The sequence below is a fragment of the Mycobacterium sp. E3298 genome, assembly GCF_001666895.1.
GTDB lineage: Bacteria > Actinomycetota > Actinomycetes > Mycobacteriales > Mycobacteriaceae > Mycobacterium.
Window position 1 is genome coordinate 1 of record NZ_LZJB01000277.1, and the last position, 16,259, is coordinate 16,259.

Genomic DNA, 16,259 nt, shown 5'->3' on the forward strand with positions numbered 1-16,259 from the left:
GAGTCCGCGCAGCCCGGCCAGGAAGGCGTCGTGGTGGCGTTGCGCCGTGCTGCGGGTGTCGCGGCGCACCGCGTCCTGATCGGGCGTCGCGTCGACCACCGGGATTTCGTCGTCGGGGTTGCACACCCCAGGCGCGGCCAGCTTGGCCAGCATGGCCTCGATGGCGGCCCGCAACTCCGGGGTGACCAGCCCGCTGAGGCGCGACATGCCGTCGAAGTCCTGAGCGCCCAGGGCGATCCCGCGCTTGCGGGCCCGCTCGGCATCACTGAACTCCCCGTCGGGGTGCAGCCACTCCCTCAGCCGCTGGGCGTATTTGGCTAGCTCGTCGGGCCGATACCCGGCGGCCTTGGCGGCCAAGTCAGCCTCGGCGGCTTGGCGGGTCAACGCGTCGATGGCATCGGGCAGGTGGGCCAAGAAGCCGCGGATCACGTTGATGTGGCCCTCGCCGATGAGCCCGGCGCGCTGGCCGGCCGCGGTCGCAGTCAGCTTGGGTGCCAGCCGTTCACCGGTCAGCCCCCGGCGCTCGCCGAGGTCGGCGGCTTCGGCGATGCGCCGGGCGGCCTCGGCCTTGGTGATGCGCAACCGGTCGGCCAACCCCACCCGCAGCGAGCCACCCACCTCTTCGGGGCTGGCCTGCGCGGACAGCTGATTGATCAACGCGTGCTGGGGTGTACGCAGCCGGCGGGCGACGCTTTCCACCCGCTCCAAAGCCCGCAACCGTTCCGGGGTGGTGAGCACGTCAAAAGACATGGCGCACAGGCGGTCCGCGTCGCCGTCGAGCGCGTCGATAGCGTCGACGATCTCCTCACGACTGGCCTCCATACCTCAAACTCTAGAAACCCCCACCGACAAAAAAGCCCGCATTGTGACAGTTGAAGCTAAAGTGACACAAGGGATTTGAGAGAATCACACGTTCGATGCTGCGCGATCCAGGTCATCACCCCGGAAGCGGTGCTCGTCGGGCAACCGCCGCCGACGTCGCATGTGCACCAGCACCAAAACCGACAGCACGGCGGCATATATGCACCAGAACGACGCGAACGCTTCAAAGTAGAGGAGGCCGACCGCGATCAGCCCCACCAGGTTTGCCAATCCGAACGCCACAATGGAGCGATAGCCCGACAGCAACGCGGGCCCGATGACCGCGACAATGTAGAGCGTTGCCCACAAGTAACTTTCACGAGCGGCGGTCTGGTATTCCAGCGCGTGCGGGCACCTCGTCACCCCGACCGGCTTGATGAGGACGACCATCGCGAGATAGGCCGACACCACCGCACCGAGCACCGCAAACGGCGCAACCCGCAGCCGCGCGCCGCGCGGTTCGAGCATCAGGATCGCCAACGGAACCAATAGCGGGAGCACCGGCAGCGCGATGAACACATAGGCGTGCATCGCGAACTCCGCCACCCCGGCCGAGACGAAGCGATTGGGCCACACCGCCGCCTCGAGAAACTGGTGGACCGAGAACACCGCGGGCAGCGAAGCGAAAGGCACCTCGCGCCAGTGCTTCACCTCGCGCAGGCTGGCCACCGCGACCGGCACGAGGGCGGTGCCCACCACCAGGTCCGCCGTGATGGAGAAGCACATCGTCTCGACCTACCCCGCGATGGCGGCCGGTCCCCGTGACTCCGACGTCACCTCGTCGATCACGGTGTAGATGAACTTCATCTTCTCCAGCACCGCGACGGGCAGCACGAACGGGTAGAGGTCGTCATGGCCCATTGACCTGTTCACCATGTTCAGCGACCACGACAGCGGCAACCACATGTCGATGATCGTCTGAAAGGCGCTGGGGCCCAACGCCGGCCGGTCGAACGTCGCCGACGCCGACGCGAAGCCGCACCACGCCGAGGTGTCCAGGGTGTCGCGGATGTGCAGGTAGTGGGCGAACGTCTCGGCCCAGTCCTCGGCGGGATGCATGGTGGCATACGACGAGACGAAGTCCTCCTGCCAGTCCTCGGGTGGCCCCTCGCTGTAGTGGCGGTCCAGCGCCTCCTGGTAATCCGCGTCGGGATCGCCGAACAGCTCGTTGAACCGCGCGAGGTAGTCACTCGACGGCGCGATCAGCCGGTAGAAATAGTAGTGCCCGATCTCGTGCCGGAAGTGCCCCAGCAGGGTGCGATACGGCTCCTCCATCTCCACCCGGAGTTGCTCGCGGTGCACGTCGTCGCCCTCGGCGAGATCGAGCGTGATGACGCCGTTGTCGTGCCCGGTCATTACCTTCTCGTGCGCGCTGGACAGCAGGTGGAATGCCAGGCCCTGCTGGGGATCCTCGTCGCGCCCGATGATCGGCAGCTTGAGTTCGTGCAGCTCCGCGATCAGCCGCCGCTTGGCCGCCTCCGCCCGGGCGAACTCGGCCAGACCGGCGGTGTCGGCGTCGTTGGGCCGCACGGTGGTCAGCGCACAGGACGTGCAAAGCAGCCGGGGATTGTTGACGGGCACCAGCCAATTGCATTCGGCCAGTTGGAGATTGGCACACAATTGATACTCGGCGGCGTCCACGAACCCGGCGTGGTCGCCGGCGTTCTCCTCGGCGATCACCATCAGAGCCATCTGCTCGAGCGAAAACCCCAGCGCGCTGCCGCAATTCAGGCAGGTGGAGTTCTCGAACGTCAGGCGCTGGCCGCAGTTGGGGCAGTTGAAGTCACGCATGCAGCGCATCCCCCTCGAACGGCACCACGTCGACGGCGACGTCGATCACGCTGTGTTCGGAATTGGTGTAGATGATGCCGCGCAGCGGCGGCACGTCCGCGTAGTCGCGGCCGCGTCCCACGATGATGTAGCGCTCGTCGACCAGCTGGTCGTTGGTGGGATCCAGGCCGAGCCATTCGAACTGGCCTGGTTCCTGCGGGGTCCACACCCCCGCCCAGGCGTGGGTGGCGTCTATCCCGATCATTCGATCCTTTCCCGGTGGCGGGTCGGTGGCCAGGTACCCGGACACGTAGCTGGCCGCAAGACCGTTGGCGCGCAGGCAGGCGATCGCCAGCCTGGCAAAGTCTTGACATACCCCTTCCCGGGCCGCCAGAACCGCATTGACACCAGTGGAAATCGTCGTCGACCCCGAGCGGTAGGTGAAGTCGGCGAAAATCCTCGACGCGAGGTCACGCAGAACGTCGACCAGCGGGCGCCCCGGGGCGAAACTGGGCGCCGCGTACTCCCGGATCTCGTCGGTGATCTCGGGCGGATTCAGGTCGAGCGTGAATTCGGCGGCGAGCGCGCCCCTGCCGCCCACTGGGCGGGAGTCTTCCCACGGTTGCACCGCGGGCCCGCTGGTGTAGCGCCCCGGGGCGGGCGGATAGACGTCGACGATGGAGTCGCTGGTCACGGTCAGGGCATGGTGCGGCTCGGTGACGTGGAAGTAGGAGCTGATGTTGCCGTAGACGTCGACGCTGGTGGAGACGTCGGCGGCGGCCGGGTCGATGGTCAGCCGGTGCGCGACGCACCGCTGCCGCGCCGAATCGCGCGGGGTGAGGAAGCCGCGGCCGTAGGAGCCGGTCACCACGTCGGAGTACCGGTACTCGGTGCGGTGGGTGACTCGGTGGCGGCGGGCGGTCCCGGCGTCAGCTTCAGACACAAGGCTGATCACATCACACGCCGGCCGCTTGCGCGCCGTCCGCGACGCGAAACCGTTTGCCGATCCGGCGGCACGCAGACCAAACCGGGAGCACAATCGAGATGTGGCCACGTGGTACGACGTCGCCCGCATCGTCCGTGAGCTGGCACTCACCTCGGAGCCGTCCCCGCATGATTGGCGGGTCGGCAAGAAGTTGCTGGCGTGGGAGCGGCCGTTGCGCCCCTCCGAACGCGAGGCGCTGGCAGACGGGGGCGCGGAACCGCCCGGCGGCGACATCCTCGGTGTGCGGGTGTCCGACGAGGGCGTCAAGTTCGGGCTGATCGCCGACGAGCCGGACGTCTATTTCACGACACCGCATTTCGACGGCTACCCGGCGGTGCTGGTCAAACTGGACGCGATCTCGGTCCGCGACCTCGAGGAGCTGATCACCGAGGCGTGGCTGACGCAGGCCCCGAGGAAGTTGGTCCAGGAGTTCCTGGCCGACTCCCGCTGAACCTCACACGTGCCGCAGGTCGATCACGCGTTGCAGGTCGTCGACGCAGGCGCTGACGACGTCGGCGAGGATCAGCTGCGTCTTCTCGCGGGCGATCGACTGCAATTCCGAAGCGTGATGACGCGCGGACGCGATGTACGCGCACGCGCCGGCCGGATCGGCGTCGGCGAGGGCGGTCGCGGCCGCGAGCACCACCAAGACGGTGGGCACGGTCTGCGGAAGCCCGTCGCGACTGCCGTCGGCGGTAGGGGCGACGGCGCGGGCCAGTTGGAGCACCGAACCGGCCAGCAAGGCCACGTGTACGGCCTGGCGGTCGGCGGCATGGACCGTGTCGCGCATGCCCCAGCGGCGCGGCGCGACTCGCACCACCTGGCGGGCCGTGGTGCGCGCCTCGAGCAGTCCGCTGAGCTGTTCGTGCACTCGGTCGACCGCCGTCAGTGGCCAGTCGGATGGCGGCACCTTGCGTCCGACGGCGACGTCCGCCGCCCGCGACAAGACGTCGTGCAGCACGCCCAGCACGCCGACGCGCGCGTTGCGCAGCACCCTCAGCGGGTCGGCGGGAACAGCAAGACGGCGAACACGATGGCCACCCCACCGCCGATCAGCGCGTCGAAGATGCGCTCCCAGCCCAGGCCGCTGTGAAACAGCGCCAACACCAGGATCGCCGACACCACGGTCTGGTTGGCAAACATCATCCCGTGTCCGATGAAGCCGCCCCCGATGAACACCGCGGCCCCGAGCGCGACCAAGGCGGCGATCGCGATCGGGACCGCCCCGGGGCCGAGCACGGCCTGCACCACCGAACCAAGCCCGATGCCGAGAGTTACCCCGACCATCATCTGGATGGCGCGTTGCGCGCGCAGCACGTTGCTCGTCGACAACGACACGGCGGCCGCGATCGGCGCGAAGAACGGCTGCGGATGTTCCAAGACATCGTGCGCGAGATACCACGACAGTCCCGCGGCCACGGAGGTCTGAATCAGGTTGAACCACACCAGTCGCAGCCGTTTGTTGCCCGCACGCGCGGCGGCGAGAACAACCGATGGCCGCGAGGTGTTCACGACACCTAAGTGCGCCGCAACTCGAACAGCGGAATGACCCGGCTGGTCTTGGATTGGTACTCGGCGAAGCCGGGCGCGGCCGCGGTGATCTTGTCGAACAGCGCGTCGCGTTCGGCGCGCGGCAACTCGTGGGCGGCCACGTCGAACTCCTCGGTGCCAACCTCGACATGCGCCGCGGGGTTGGCCCGGAGATTGTGCACCCACGCCGGGCTGACGGGCGCGCCGGCGAACGAGCCGATGATGATCAGCTTGCCGTCGATGTCGAAGTAGGCCAGCGGCGACACCCGAGGCTCACCCGACTTGGCGCCGGTTGTGTGCAGCAGGAGCAGGTTGGCGCCCTCGAATTGGCCGCCGACCTTGCCGCCGTTGGATCGGAACTCGTCGATGATGCTCTGGTTGAACGCGTTGATGGTCTGGGTGTCAGGCATTTCCGTCATGCCCGGTCAACCTTCTCCGGTTTGGCGTCTATTCCGGACTCCTTGCGCTGCTGCGCGGTGATAGGCGCGGGCGCATCGGTGAGCGGGTCGACGCCGCCGCCGGTCTTCGGGAACGCGATCACCTCGCGGATCGAGTCGACGCGCGACAGCAGCGCGTTGATCCGGTCCCAGCCGAAGGCGATCCCGCCGTGCGGCGGCGCGCCAAAGGTGAACGCCTCCAACAGAAATCCGAACTTCTCCTCGGCCTCGGCCTGGTCCAGGCCCATCACGGCGAATACGCGCTCCTGGATGTCGCGGCGGTGGATACGTATCGATCCCCCACCGATCTCGTTGCCGTTGCAGACGATGTCGTAGGCGTCGGCCAGCACGGCGCCGGGGTCGGTGTCGACCACGTCCTCGTACTCGGGCTTGGGCGAGGTGAACGCGTGGTGCACCGCCGTCCACGCGCCCGAGCCGACGGCCACGTCCCCGGCGGCGGTCGCCTCGTCGGCGGGCTCGAACAGCGGCGGGTCCACCACCCAGACGAACGCCCACGCCTCGGGATCGATCATGTCGAGCCGGCTGGCGATCTCTCCGCGGGCGGCGCCCAGCAGGGCGCGCGACGGCTTGGGCAGGCCGGCGGAGAAGAAGATGCAGTCCCCCGGCTCGGCCCCGACGTGGGCGGCCAGGCCGTCGCGCTCGGCGTCGGTCAGGTTTTTGGCCACCGGGCCGCCCAGCGTGCCGTCATCTCCGACGAGCACGTAGGCCAGCCCGCGGTGGCCGCGCTGCTTGGCCCAGTCCTGCCAGCCGTCCAGCGTTCTACGCGGCTGCGACGCCCCGCCCGGCATCACCACCGCGCCCACGTACGGCGCCTGGAAGACGCGAAACGTGGTGTCTTTGAAGAACTCTGTGCACTCGACGAGCTCCAGCCCGAACCGCATGTCCGGCTTGTCGGAGCCGAATCGGCGCATCGCGTCGGCATAGGTGATCCGCGGGATGGGTGTGGGGACCTGGTAGCCGATCAGCCTCCACAGCGCGGTCAGGATCTCCTCGGAGATCGCGATGATGTCCTCGGCGTCGACGAAGCTCATCTCCATGTCGAGCTGGGTGAACTCGGGCTGCCGGTCGGCGCGGAAATCCTCGTCCCGGTAGCAGCGGGCGATCTGGTAGTAGCGCTCCATCCCGGCCACCATCAGCAACTGCTTGAACAGCTGCGGGCTCTGGGGCAGGGCGTAGAACGAGCCGGGGTGCAGCCGGGCCGGCACCAGGAAGTCGCGCGCGCCCTCCGGCGTCGACCGGGTGATCGTCGGCGTCTCGATCTCGACGAAGTCGTGGCCGGCCAGCACCGCGCGGGCGGCGGCATTCACCTTGGAGCGCAGGCGAAGCGCCGCGGCCGGCCCGTCGCGGCGCAGGTCGAGGTAGCGGTACTTCAGCCGCAGCTCCTCGCCGGCGGGCTCGTCGAGCTGGAACGGCAGCGGCGCGCTCTCGCCGAGCACGGTCAGGGTGGCGACGTTGACCTCGATGTCGCCGGTGGCGATCTCCGGGTTGGCGTTGCCCTCCGGCCGGATCTCGACGACACCGGTGACCGCGACGCAGAATTCGGCGCGCAACCGGTGCGCCTGCGCCAGCACGTCAGCGTTGCGGAACACCACCTGCGCGACCCCCGAGGCGTCGCGCAGATCGATGAAGATGACGCCGCCGTGGTCGCGGCGGCGAGCCACCCAGCCCGCGAGCGTCACCTGCTGTCCGGCGTCGCTGCTTCTCAGCGACCCGGCGGCGTGGCTGCGCAGCACAAACACTCCCTTTCCCGCGGTTGGAACGAGTGCCCAGTCTAGAGGGAGGTAATTTCGGTCCTATCGTCACCAACATCGCACTCGTCGGTCCCGGCGCCGTCGGCACCACGATCGCCGCGCTGCTTCACCAGGCAGGGCATTCGGTGCTGGTGTGCGGCCACACCCCCCGGGAAAGCATCGAATTGCGGCCGGACGGCGCGGATCCGATCGTGGTACCCGGCCCCGTGCACACCGATCCGGGCGAGGTCACCGGGCCGGTCGACGTCGTGCTGCTGGCGGTCAAGGCCACCCAGAACGACGCGGCGTCGGGCTGGCTGACCCGGCTGTGCGACCCGCACACGATCGTCGTCGTGCTGCAGAACGGCGTGGAGCAGGCCGAGCAGGTGCAGCCGCACTGCCCGTCGTCGCCGGTGGTGCCCGGCATCGTGTGGTACTCGGCGGAGACCCAGCCCGAGGGTTGGGTGCGGCTGCGCACCGAGGCGACGCTGGTGTTGCCCAGCGGGCCCGCGGCGCAGACGGTCGCCGACCTGCTGCGCGGAGCCGGGTGCCGGGTGGACTGCGACCCCGACTTCGTCACCGCCGCCTGGCGAAAGTTGCTCACCAATGCGCTGGCCGGGTTCATGGCGCTGTCCGGGCGGCGATCCGGCATGTTCCGCCGCGACGACGTCACCGAACTGTCGCGGCGCTACGTCGCCGAATGCCTGGCGGTCGCGCGGGCCGAGGGCGCCAAGCTGCCCGACACCATCGTCGACGAGCTGGCCGAGATGTTCCGGCACGTCGCCGAGGACATGGGCACCTCGATCCTGGCCGACCGGGAGAACCGCCGGCGGATGGAGTGGGACATCCGCAACGGGGTGATCAGCCGCAAGGGCCGCGCCCATGATCTGGCTACGCCGATCAGCGACGTCCTTGTGCCGCTGCTGGCCGCGGCGAGCGACGGCCCCGGCTAGATTATTTCCATGTTCCCCTGCGACCGCGTCGACCTGAGCTTCATCGACAGCGCGCCCTTCGTGTATCGCAACAGCGTCGACCTCGCGATCACCCCCGAGCAGCTGTTCGAGGTGCTCGCCGACGCGGAGTCCTGGCCCCGCTGGGCGAGCGTGATCACCAAGGTGACCTGGACCAGCCCCGAGCCGCGCGGCGTGGGCACCACCCGGGTCGTCGAGATGCGCGGTGGCCTGGTCGGCAACGAAGAGTATCTGGCGTGGGAGCCGTTCAGCCACATGGCTTTTCGGTTCAACGAATGCTCGACGCAGGCCGTCGCGGCATTCGCCGAGGACTACCGGGTCGAGGTCATCCCGGGTGGGTGCCGGCTGACGTGGACCATGGCGCAGAAGCCCGCGGGCCCGGCGCGGCTGGCGATGTACGCGGTGGGGCCGCTGCTCAACCTGGGGCTCCGCCGATTCCTGCGCAACCTGCGCAATTACACCGATACGCGGTTCGCCGAAACCGGGCAACGTTAGGAGCGGGCGATGAGCTTCAACGAGGGTATGCAGATCGACACCAGCACCGCGTCGTCGTCGGGCGGCGGCGGCGGCATGGGGATGGCCGTCGGGGGCGGCGGCCTCGGGCTGCTCATCCTGATCGGCGCGTTGCTGTTGGGCGTCGACCCGGGCCGCGTGCTCAACCAGCAGCAGACGAACACCGGCGGCTACTCGGCGCCCGGGTTCGACCTGAGCCAGTGCAAGACCGGGGCCGACGCCAACAAGTACGTGCAGTGCCGCGTGGTCGCCACCGGCAACTCGGTGGACGCGGTGTGGAAGCAGCTGATGCAGGGCTACACCCGGCCGCACGTCCGGTTGTTCACCGGCTCGGTGGACACGGGCTGCGGGCCGGCCACCACCGCGGTGGGGCCGTTCTATTGCCCCGTTGACCAGACGGCGTACTTCGACACCGACTTCTTCCAGGAGCTGGTCGACAAATTCGGTTCCAGCGGTGGGCCGTTCGCGCAGGAGTACGTGGTGGCCCACGAATACGGCCACCACGTGCAGCAATTGCAGGGCATCCTGGGCCGCTCGCAGCAGGGGGCGAAGGGCGCAGGCGGCAACGGCGTGCGCACGGAGCTGCAGGCGGACTGCTACGCCGGGATCTGGGCGCACTACGCGTCGACCGTCAAGCAGGAGAGCACCGGCGTGCCCTATCTGCAGCCGCTGAGCGATCAGGACATCCAGGACGCGCTCTCGGCCGCGGCGTCGGTGGGCGACGACCGCATCCAGAAGGAAGCGACGGGGCGGGTCAACCCCGAGTCGTGGACGCACGGCTCGTCGGAGCAGCGGCAGCACTGGTTCACCGTCGGCTACCAGACCGGTGACCCGAAGAAGTGCGACACCTTCGCCGCTCCGAATTTGGGCTAGCCCCAATCTTTCTCGTGCCCGCCGGCGGCGTCGAGGTCTATTACGGCGGCCAGCCGATCACGAGGCGGACACCGGCGGTGACGCCGCGCCGTCATGCGCGCGTTGGGTGCGTGTCTTAGACTTCTACCCCGCCGCACGACGCGAAAGGCTCGCATGTCGGATATGACGCAGGAGCGCACCGACAGCGGGGAGATATCGGTCTGGGCGCCGTTGCGCAATCAGGTTTTCCGCGCATTGTTCGTCGCGCAGTTCGTCTCCAACGTGGGCACCTGGATGCAAAGCGTGGCGGCGCAATGGGTCTTGGTCGAAGGCCACAGCAGCGCCACCGTCGTCGCACTGGTCCAGACCGCGAGCCTGGGGCCGACGCTCGTGCTGGCGCTGTTCGCCGGTGCGCTCGCCGACGTCTTCGACCAGCGACGGTTGCTGATCGTCCTGCAGTCGTATGCGGTGGTGGTAGCGCTCGCGCTGGCCGGGCTGACCTACTTCGGGCGCCTCACCCCGACCGCACTGCTGCTGTTCACCCTGGCGATCGGCGTCGCCTCCGCGATCACGGCGCCGGCCTGGCAGGCGATCCAACCGGAGGTCGTCCCCCGCGAGCAGATCACGTCCGCCGCAACGCTGGCCAGCGTCTCGGTCAACGTCGCCCGGGTGGTCGGGCCCGCCATCGGCGGCATCGTCCTGGCGGTGGCGGGCCCGGCGGCGGTCTTCGCGATCAACGCGATCTCGTTCGTGGGCATCATCGTCGCCCTGGCGGGGTGGCGGCGACCCAAGCAGATCGCGCCCATCGAACGGGAGCACCTCGGCCAGGCGATCTTGACCGGGTTGGGCTACGTGGTCAACGGTCCGATCTTCCGCAGGATCCTGCTGCGCGCGGCCCTGTTCGTCTTCCCCGCCTCGGCCCTGCTGGCCCTGCTGCCCGTGACGGCCGCCGCCACCTGGCACCTGGGGGCCGGCGGCTACGGCGTGGCGCTGGGCGCCATCGGTGTGGGCGCGGTGCTCGCCGTCGCGGTCCCGGCGCCGTTACGCCAGAAGGTGCCGCCCAACACGCTGCTGGCGGTGTGCGCGGCCGCGTACGGCGCCGCCACCCTTGCGGTGGTCTTTCTGCCGTTCGCGGCGGCGGCGCCCTTCCTGGTGTTGTCGGGGATGACCTGGCTGATCACGTTGACGACGTTGAACGCCGCGGCGCAGCTGCATCTGCCGCGCTGGGTTCGCGCCCGCGGGCTGGCGATGTACCTGCTGGTATTCACGGGCTCCCAGGCGGTCGGCTCGTACCTCTGGGGTGTCGTCGCCACGCGCGAGGGGCTCGGCGTGGCGTTGACCGTGGCGGCGGTGTTGCTGGGCGTCACCGCGCTGAGCGTCGTCCCGTTCGGGCTGCGCCCGGAGACCGGGAAGCTGAGCCGCGACATCTCCCGGGCCTGGCCGATGCCGATGGTCGTGTTCGAGCCATGCCCCAACGACGGACCGGTGCTGGTGACCGTGCGCTACCGCGTCGCGACGGACACCCTCCAGGACTTCGTCGAGGCGATGAGCGCGGTGCGGCGCTCACGGCTGCGCACGGGGGGCCACAGCTGGGGGCTCTATCACAGCCTCGAGCATCCCGACACGGTCCTCGAGCGGTTCACCGTGCCGTCGTGGACCGAATTCGAACGCCAGCACACCGAACGCTGGCTGGAGTCCGACCACGACGGGGTGACCAGGGCGGTCGGCTACACGCTCGACCACACCCGGCGGCACGAGTACTACCTCGCGCTGCGGGTGCACCGCTGAGCGGACCTACCGGTTCACCAGGGCCGCGTCGAGCAGGTCACGCCGGTGGTGGCGCTCTGCGTCACCACGACCTGACCGTCGACGGCGATCTGGCACTGGATCTGCGGCGTGTTCGACGAATCGCAATCCGGCCAGTGACAACCGCCGCTCGCGTTCACGAACGCCCACTTATTCGGGTCGTTCAACGTCGTGTTGTACACCAGCGGCTGCCCCGCGGCGAACGCCGTCTGCACGCTGTTGAGGAACTGCGACGAGTTCGCGTCGAAGGCAGCCTGGCTCGGCGGATCGGTGTTCATGTACCGGACGTTGCCGGTGAGGTTGCCGGTGGCGGTGATGGTGTAAGTCACCTGGTGGCCGGCCGGGTCCGCGGATGAGGTCGCGGGCGTGACGGCCACCGCTGCGGCGGCCGCAAACGTCGCCACCGCGACCCCCGTGGTCACTATTCGCACGTTCGTCATATCGAAAACGCTACCCAATTCGTTACGGCGCTACGCGTGCTCGCAGGTCCCTACTATGCATTTGTGCCCACGGCCTTCGTGTTGTCCGGCGGGGCCAGCCTCGGCGCTATCCACGTCGGAATGCTGCTCGCCCTGGCCGACGAGGGGGAACGGCCCGACCTGATCGTCGGGACGTCGGTCGGCGCGGTCAACGGCGGGTGGATCGCCTCGCGACCCGATCTCCCGGGGATTCGGGGGCTGGCCGAGCTATGGACGTCGCTGTCGCGGAGGGACATCTTTCCGACGCACCCGATCGCAGGCGCGATGGGCATGCTGGGCCGCCGGTCGCACCTGGTGCCCAATGTCGGGTTGCGACGGCTGCTCGCCGAGAAGCTCGAGTTCGCGCGGCTCGAGGACGCGCCGATCCCCCTGCATGTGGTGGCCACCGACGTCGTCTCCGGCGGCGACGTCCTGCTGTCGTCGGGGAACGCCGTGGACGCGATCGCGGCCAGCGCCGCGATTCCCGGCGTTTTTCCACCGGTCCGGGTGAACGGCCGCGACCTGATGGACGGCGGCGTGGTCAACAACACGCCGGTGTCGCACGCCGTCGCGCTGGGCGCCGACCGGGTCTGGGTGCTCCCGACCGGCTACTCGTGCGCCCTGCCCGCGGCGCCGAAGACGGCGGTCAACATGGCGTTGCACGCCCTGACCCTGGCCGTGAACCATCGCCTCGCCGTCGACGTCGAACGCTTCGAGCGAACGGTCGACCTGCGGGTCGTCCGCCCGCTGTGCCCCGTCGCCATCTCCGGGGCCGACTTCTCCCACGGTGCAACGCTTATCGAACGGTCGCACGCGGCCACCCGCGAGTGGCTGGCGGCCCGCCCGCCCTCCACCGGGCAGGCGGGACTGCTCGAGCCGCACAGCCACTAGCGCGCCCGTTCCGCGGACGTTCACCCCGCTCGGGTATGAAGCAGGGGTGGTCGACGAACCCGCACCGCCCCACGGCGGTGCTGCCGCGCCCGGCATCAGCCGCCGCAGGTTGTTGACCACCAGCGCGGTCTCGGCCGCCCTCGGGGCGGGCGTCGGGGGTGGCGCCGCCTTGGTGTGGTCCCACCGCGGTGCGCCCGCCTTCGTCTACCAGCCGAGCCGCGCCGGCGCGCCGCCGGTGACGGGGCTGCACCTGCAATTCGGCAGGCAGGCCGCCTCGGAGGTGGTGGTGTCCTGGCACACCGTCGACGCGATCCGCAACCCCCGCGTCAGCTACGGCACGCCGGCGTCGGGCCTCGGCCGGACCGTGGCGGCCGAAACCCGCACCTACCGCGATGCCAAGTCCAACACCGAAGTCCGCGTGAATCACGCCCGCCTGACCGGCCTCGCCCCGGACACCGACTATGTGTACGCCGCCGTGCACGACGGCGCCGAGCCGGAGATGGGCACCATCAGGACGGCACCGTCCGGCCGAAAGCCGTTCCGATTCACCAGCTTCGGAGATCAGTCCACGCCGACGCTGGTGAGGATGCCCGACGGCAGCTACGGCACGGACAACATCGGCTCGCCCGCGTCGGCCGACACCACGCTGGCGGTCGAGCGGATGGCGCCGTTGTTCAATCTGATCAACGGCGACCTGTGCTACGCCAACCTCGCGCAGGACCGGATCCGTACCTGGTCCGCGTGGTTCGAGAACAACACCCGCTCGGCGCGCTACCGGCCGTGGATGCCGGCGGCAGGCAACCACGAAAACGAATTGGGCAACGGCCCAATCGGTTACGGTGCCTATCAGGCGTACTTCGCGGTGCCCGACACGGGCTCGAGCCCGGAGACGCGCGGGCTCTGGTATTCGTTCACCGCCGGCTCGGTGCGGGTGATCAGCCTGAACAACGACGACGTGGCGTTTCAGGACGGCGGCAACTTCTACGTGCACGGATACTCGGGTGGTGAGCAAAAGCGTTGGCTGGCAGCCGAACTCGCCGCAGCGCGGCGTGATCCGGACATTGATTGGGTGGTCGTGTGCATGCACCAGACGGCGATCTCCAGCGCCGACAAGCCCGCCAACGGCGCCGACCTGGGAATCCGCGAGGCATGGCTCCCGTTGTTCGACGAGTACCAGGTCGACCTGGTGGTGTGCGGCCACGAACACCACTACGAGCGCTCGCACCCCTTGCGCGGAACACTGCCGACCGACACCCGCACACCGATCCCCGTCGACACCCGCGGCGACGTCATCGACGCGACCAAGGGAACGGTGCATCTCGTCATCGGCGGCGGCGGCACGTCCGCGCCCACCAACGCGTTCTTGTTCCCCGAGCCGCGCTGCCGTGTGCTGACCGGCGTCGGCGCGTTCGATCCGGCGCTCGGGCGCAAGCCGCCGATCTACGTCGTGGAGGACGCGCCGTGGTCCGCGTTCAGAGACCGGGACAATCCCTATGGGTTCGCGGCGTTCGACGTGGACCCGGGCCAGCCCGGTGGCAACACCTCGATCAAGGCCACGCACTACGCGTTGAGCGGGCCGTTCGGCGCGGTCACCGAGGTGGACCGGTTCACGCTGACCAAGCCGCGCCGCGACAAACCGGCCTAGGTCAAAACAGCGTCGCCTGAACGTGTTCCGGCTCCGCCGGGGTAGCCGCGACGGGGCGCCGGAACGACCGCAGCTCGCCGCCGAGCCGGTATTTCGCGATCAGCGGCGCGGCCCGGCCCCGCAGCATCTCGCGGTAATCCGGGGGCAGGTACGCACCGCGCCGGTAAAGCTCGCGGTAGCGGGCCACCAAGTCGGGATGCGAGCGCGCCAGCCAGGCCATGAACCAGCCACGCGTCGAGCCGCGCAGGTGCAGGCCGAAGACCGTGACACCGGTGGCGCCGGCCGCCGCGATCTGGCCGAGCAGCCGATCGAGGTGCTCCGTCGAGTCGGTCAGCTGCGGCAGCACCGGCGCCACCATCACGTGGCAGTCCAAGCCGGCCTCGCGGATCGCCGCGATCAGGCCCAGGCGCGCCTGCGGACTCGGCGTGCCCGGCTCGACGTCGCGATGCAGGTCCGGGTCACCGACCGCCAGCGACACCGCGACCGACAGCGGAACGTGTTGCGCCGCATCGGCGATCAACGGCAGGTCGCGCCGCAGCAGCGTGCCCTTGGTGAGGATCGACAGCGGTGTGCCGGATTCGGCGAGGGCGGCGATGATGCCGGGCATCAGCGCGTAGCGCCCCTCCGCCCGCTGGTAGGGATCGGTGTTGGTGCCCAGCGCGACGGTCTCGCGCCGCCACGACGGCCGGCGCAGCTCGCGGCGAAGGACCTCGGCGACGTTGGTCTTGACGATGACCTGGCTGTCGAAGTCGTTGCCGCAGTTCAAGTCCAGGTATTCGTGTGTGGGCCGCGCGAAGCAGTAGCGGCATGCGTGCGAGCAACCGCGGTAGCCGTTGACGGTGTACCGGAACGGCAGCGCGGAGGCGTCCGGCACCTTGTTGAGTGCCGACTTGCACAGCACCTCGTGAAACGTGATGCCCTCGAAGTGCGGGGCCCGCACGCTGCGGACGAGGCCGATCCGCTGCAGCCCCGGTAGCGCCCCGTCCTCGACGGGGTCCCCGTTGACGGCGACCGCCTGGCCCGCCCAGCGCATGACCTCTATTCGAACATCCGTTCGACATCGAGTCAAGCTTTGGGGTCGAGTCGGGTGTGACCGGGCACCTCGATCGCCGGCGGGGGCTCGGCGATGGCCGCACCCCGAAGGCGTTGAGCGTGGCCGACGAGTCTGCGCGGTGCCTGTGTTTCAGGGCCGGCGTCTCAATCGAATGCCGACACGCGAGTGGTCGAGCGTGCGTGGCAGCGGTCGGTGTAGGTCCAGATTGGCACCGGTCGCCGCCGGGCTGCGCTCGCCGAGGACGGCCGTCAATACGGCGACGCCGATTCGTAGCGCAAGGTCGGCGCCCGGGCATGCTTGCGGGCCGTGACTGAAGAAGTTGAATGACCACGACGATTGGGCGGCCCCTTGGGTCCACGCTGTGGGATTGAACTGATCGGCCCCGGGGAAACGGCTGGTGTCGCGGTGGTTGAAGGTGTTGACGATCATGACTTGTGTTCCCGCGGGCACGATCTCGCCGTCCCACTTGGTGGGCCCGGTGAGGGTTCGCGCCAAGACGGGGGTGCTGGGCCAGAGGCGCATCGCTTCGGATAGGCAGCCCACGAGGTAGTCGTGGGCACTGTGTTCGTCGATTGCGTTCTGCGCGTTGAGGAGAATCTCGGTGTGTGTGGCCAGCAGCGCCAGACAACGCCAGAGATTGATGGCCAGGGTGTCACCCATCGCGAACATCCAGTGGATGACTTGATGGGTCGGGTACGTGACGTCGGAGGCGGGCGCCGCGGCGAATTGTCCGAC

General features: G+C 69.1%; 16 protein-coding genes and 1 pseudogene. 7 read left to right on the forward strand and 10 right to left on the reverse strand.

The features are described 5' to 3' along the window. The 4 genes from A9X05_RS12955 to A9X05_RS12970 form a co-directional block, all read right to left on the reverse strand. Window positions 1–822: DUF222 domain-containing protein (locus A9X05_RS12955; RefSeq protein WP_156736678.1), on the reverse strand; the 822-nt coding region annotated here is incomplete at its 3' end. An 84-nt stretch (window positions 823–906) separates the two neighbouring features. After that, window positions 907–1,587, reverse strand: a complete 681-nt coding sequence (locus tag A9X05_RS12960; protein WP_067752642.1) for a DUF6629 family protein — start codon at window positions 1,585–1,587, stop codon at window positions 907–909. Between the two features lie 9 nt (window positions 1,588–1,596). Continuing rightward, entirely contained in the window at window positions 1,597–2,652 is a 1,056-nt protein-coding gene (locus A9X05_RS12965) for a putative zinc-binding metallopeptidase (protein WP_067781832.1), read from the reverse strand. Next, the gene (locus tag A9X05_RS12970) at window positions 2,645–3,586 is read right to left on the reverse strand and encodes a transglutaminase family protein (protein WP_231968714.1); all 942 of its coding nucleotides are present in this window, start codon (window positions 3,584–3,586) and stop codon (window positions 2,645–2,647) included. Before A9X05_RS12970 ends, A9X05_RS12965 begins: the two co-directional genes overlap by 8 nt. Window positions 3,587–3,677: 91 nt before the next feature. Here A9X05_RS12970 and A9X05_RS12975 point away from each other — a divergent pair, with 91 nt between their 5' ends. Then, window positions 3,678–4,067, forward strand: a complete 390-nt coding sequence (locus A9X05_RS12975) for an MmcQ/YjbR family DNA-binding protein (RefSeq protein ID WP_067752644.1) — start codon at window positions 3,678–3,680, stop codon at window positions 4,065–4,067. A gap of 3 nt (window positions 4,068–4,070) precedes the next feature. Here A9X05_RS12975 and A9X05_RS12980 read toward each other — a convergent pair. The 3 genes and pseudogenes from A9X05_RS12980 to aspS form a co-directional block, all read right to left on the reverse strand. After that, a pseudogene (locus A9X05_RS12980) lies at window positions 4,071–5,128 on the reverse strand (aromatic acid exporter family protein). Between the two features lie 5 nt (window positions 5,129–5,133). Next, window positions 5,134–5,565, reverse strand: a complete 432-nt coding sequence (locus tag A9X05_RS12985) for a nitroreductase family deazaflavin-dependent oxidoreductase (RefSeq protein WP_067752650.1) — start codon at window positions 5,563–5,565, stop codon at window positions 5,134–5,136. Further along, window positions 5,562–7,343 carry an aspartate--tRNA ligase gene (gene aspS, locus A9X05_RS12990; protein WP_156736682.1) on the reverse strand — a complete coding sequence of 594 codons (1,782 nt, stop codon included), beginning with the start codon at window positions 7,341–7,343 and terminating at the stop codon, window positions 5,562–5,564. Before aspS ends, A9X05_RS12985 begins: the two co-directional genes overlap by 4 nt. A gap of 56 nt (window positions 7,344–7,399) precedes the next feature. Between aspS and A9X05_RS12995 the strand changes: the two genes are divergently transcribed. From A9X05_RS12995 to A9X05_RS13010, 4 genes are all read left to right on the forward strand, one after another. After that, entirely contained in the window at window positions 7,400–8,287 is an 888-nt protein-coding gene (locus tag A9X05_RS12995; RefSeq protein ID WP_197499049.1) for an oxidoreductase, read from the forward strand. Between the two features lie 9 nt (window positions 8,288–8,296). Next, entirely contained in the window at window positions 8,297–8,800 is a 504-nt protein-coding gene (locus A9X05_RS13000; RefSeq protein WP_067752653.1) for an SRPBCC family protein, read from the forward strand. A 9-nt stretch (window positions 8,801–8,809) separates the two neighbouring features. Next, a complete protein-coding gene (locus A9X05_RS13005; RefSeq protein WP_067781826.1) occupies window positions 8,810–9,691 on the forward strand; it encodes a neutral zinc metallopeptidase in 882 nt (293 codons plus the stop codon). Between the two features lie 162 nt (window positions 9,692–9,853). Beyond that, entirely contained in the window at window positions 9,854–11,458 is a 1,605-nt protein-coding gene (locus A9X05_RS13010; RefSeq protein ID WP_067752659.1) for an MFS transporter, read from the forward strand. A gap of 14 nt (window positions 11,459–11,472) precedes the next feature. Here the strand turns inward: A9X05_RS13010 and A9X05_RS13015 are convergent, their stop codons facing one another. Next, window positions 11,473–11,916 carry a hypothetical protein gene (locus tag A9X05_RS13015; protein WP_067752663.1) on the reverse strand — a complete coding sequence of 148 codons (444 nt, stop codon included), beginning with the start codon at window positions 11,914–11,916 and terminating at the stop codon, window positions 11,473–11,475. 63 nt (window positions 11,917–11,979) lie between these two features. Between A9X05_RS13015 and A9X05_RS13020 the strand changes: the two genes are divergently transcribed. Continuing rightward, complete coding sequence (locus A9X05_RS13020; protein ID WP_067781838.1) at window positions 11,980–12,825, forward strand: patatin-like phospholipase family protein; 846 nt, start codon at window positions 11,980–11,982, stop codon at window positions 12,823–12,825. A gap of 46 nt (window positions 12,826–12,871) precedes the next feature. Continuing rightward, complete coding sequence (locus A9X05_RS13025; protein ID WP_067781829.1) at window positions 12,872–14,470, forward strand: metallophosphoesterase family protein; 1,599 nt, start codon at window positions 12,872–12,874, stop codon at window positions 14,468–14,470. A gap of 1 nt (window position 14,471) precedes the next feature. On the opposite strand, the gene A9X05_RS13030 is transcribed toward A9X05_RS13025, so the two are convergent. Both A9X05_RS13030 and A9X05_RS13035 read right to left on the reverse strand, forming a co-directional pair. Beyond that, the gene (locus tag A9X05_RS13030; protein ID WP_067752670.1) at window positions 14,472–15,503 is read right to left on the reverse strand and encodes an Rv2578c family radical SAM protein; all 1,032 of its coding nucleotides are present in this window, start codon (window positions 15,501–15,503) and stop codon (window positions 14,472–14,474) included. Window positions 15,504–15,653: 150 nt separating this feature from the next. After that, window positions 15,654–16,259, reverse strand: a 606-nt coding sequence (locus A9X05_RS13035) for a cytochrome P450 (protein WP_156736683.1), incomplete at its 5' end; no start/stop codon positions are given.

Excerpts from the sequence above, each read along its gene's own strand:
- A9X05_RS12960 (WP_067752642.1), bottom strand. The coding sequence starts at position 1,587 with ATGTGCTTCTCCATCACGGCGGACCTGGTGGTGGGCACCGCCCTCGTG.
- A9X05_RS12965 (WP_067781832.1), bottom strand. The coding sequence starts at position 2,652 with ATGCGTGACTTCAACTGCCCCAACTGCGGCCAGCGCCTGACGTTCGAG.
- A9X05_RS12985 (WP_067752650.1), bottom strand. The coding sequence starts at position 5,565 with ATGACGGAAATGCCTGACACCCAGACCATCAACGCGTTCAACCAGAGC.
- A9X05_RS13000 (WP_067752653.1), top strand. The coding sequence starts at position 8,297 with ATGTTCCCCTGCGACCGCGTCGACCTGAGCTTCATCGACAGCGCGCCC.
- A9X05_RS13005 (WP_067781826.1), top strand. The coding sequence starts at position 8,810 with ATGAGCTTCAACGAGGGTATGCAGATCGACACCAGCACCGCGTCGTCG.
- A9X05_RS13010 (WP_067752659.1), top strand. The coding sequence starts at position 9,854 with ATGACGCAGGAGCGCACCGACAGCGGGGAGATATCGGTCTGGGCGCCG.
- A9X05_RS13015 (WP_067752663.1), bottom strand. The coding sequence starts at position 11,916 with ATGACGAACGTGCGAATAGTGACCACGGGGGTCGCGGTGGCGACGTTT.
- A9X05_RS13030 (WP_067752670.1), bottom strand. The coding sequence starts at position 15,503 with ATGCGCTGGGCGGGCCAGGCGGTCGCCGTCAACGGGGACCCCGTCGAG.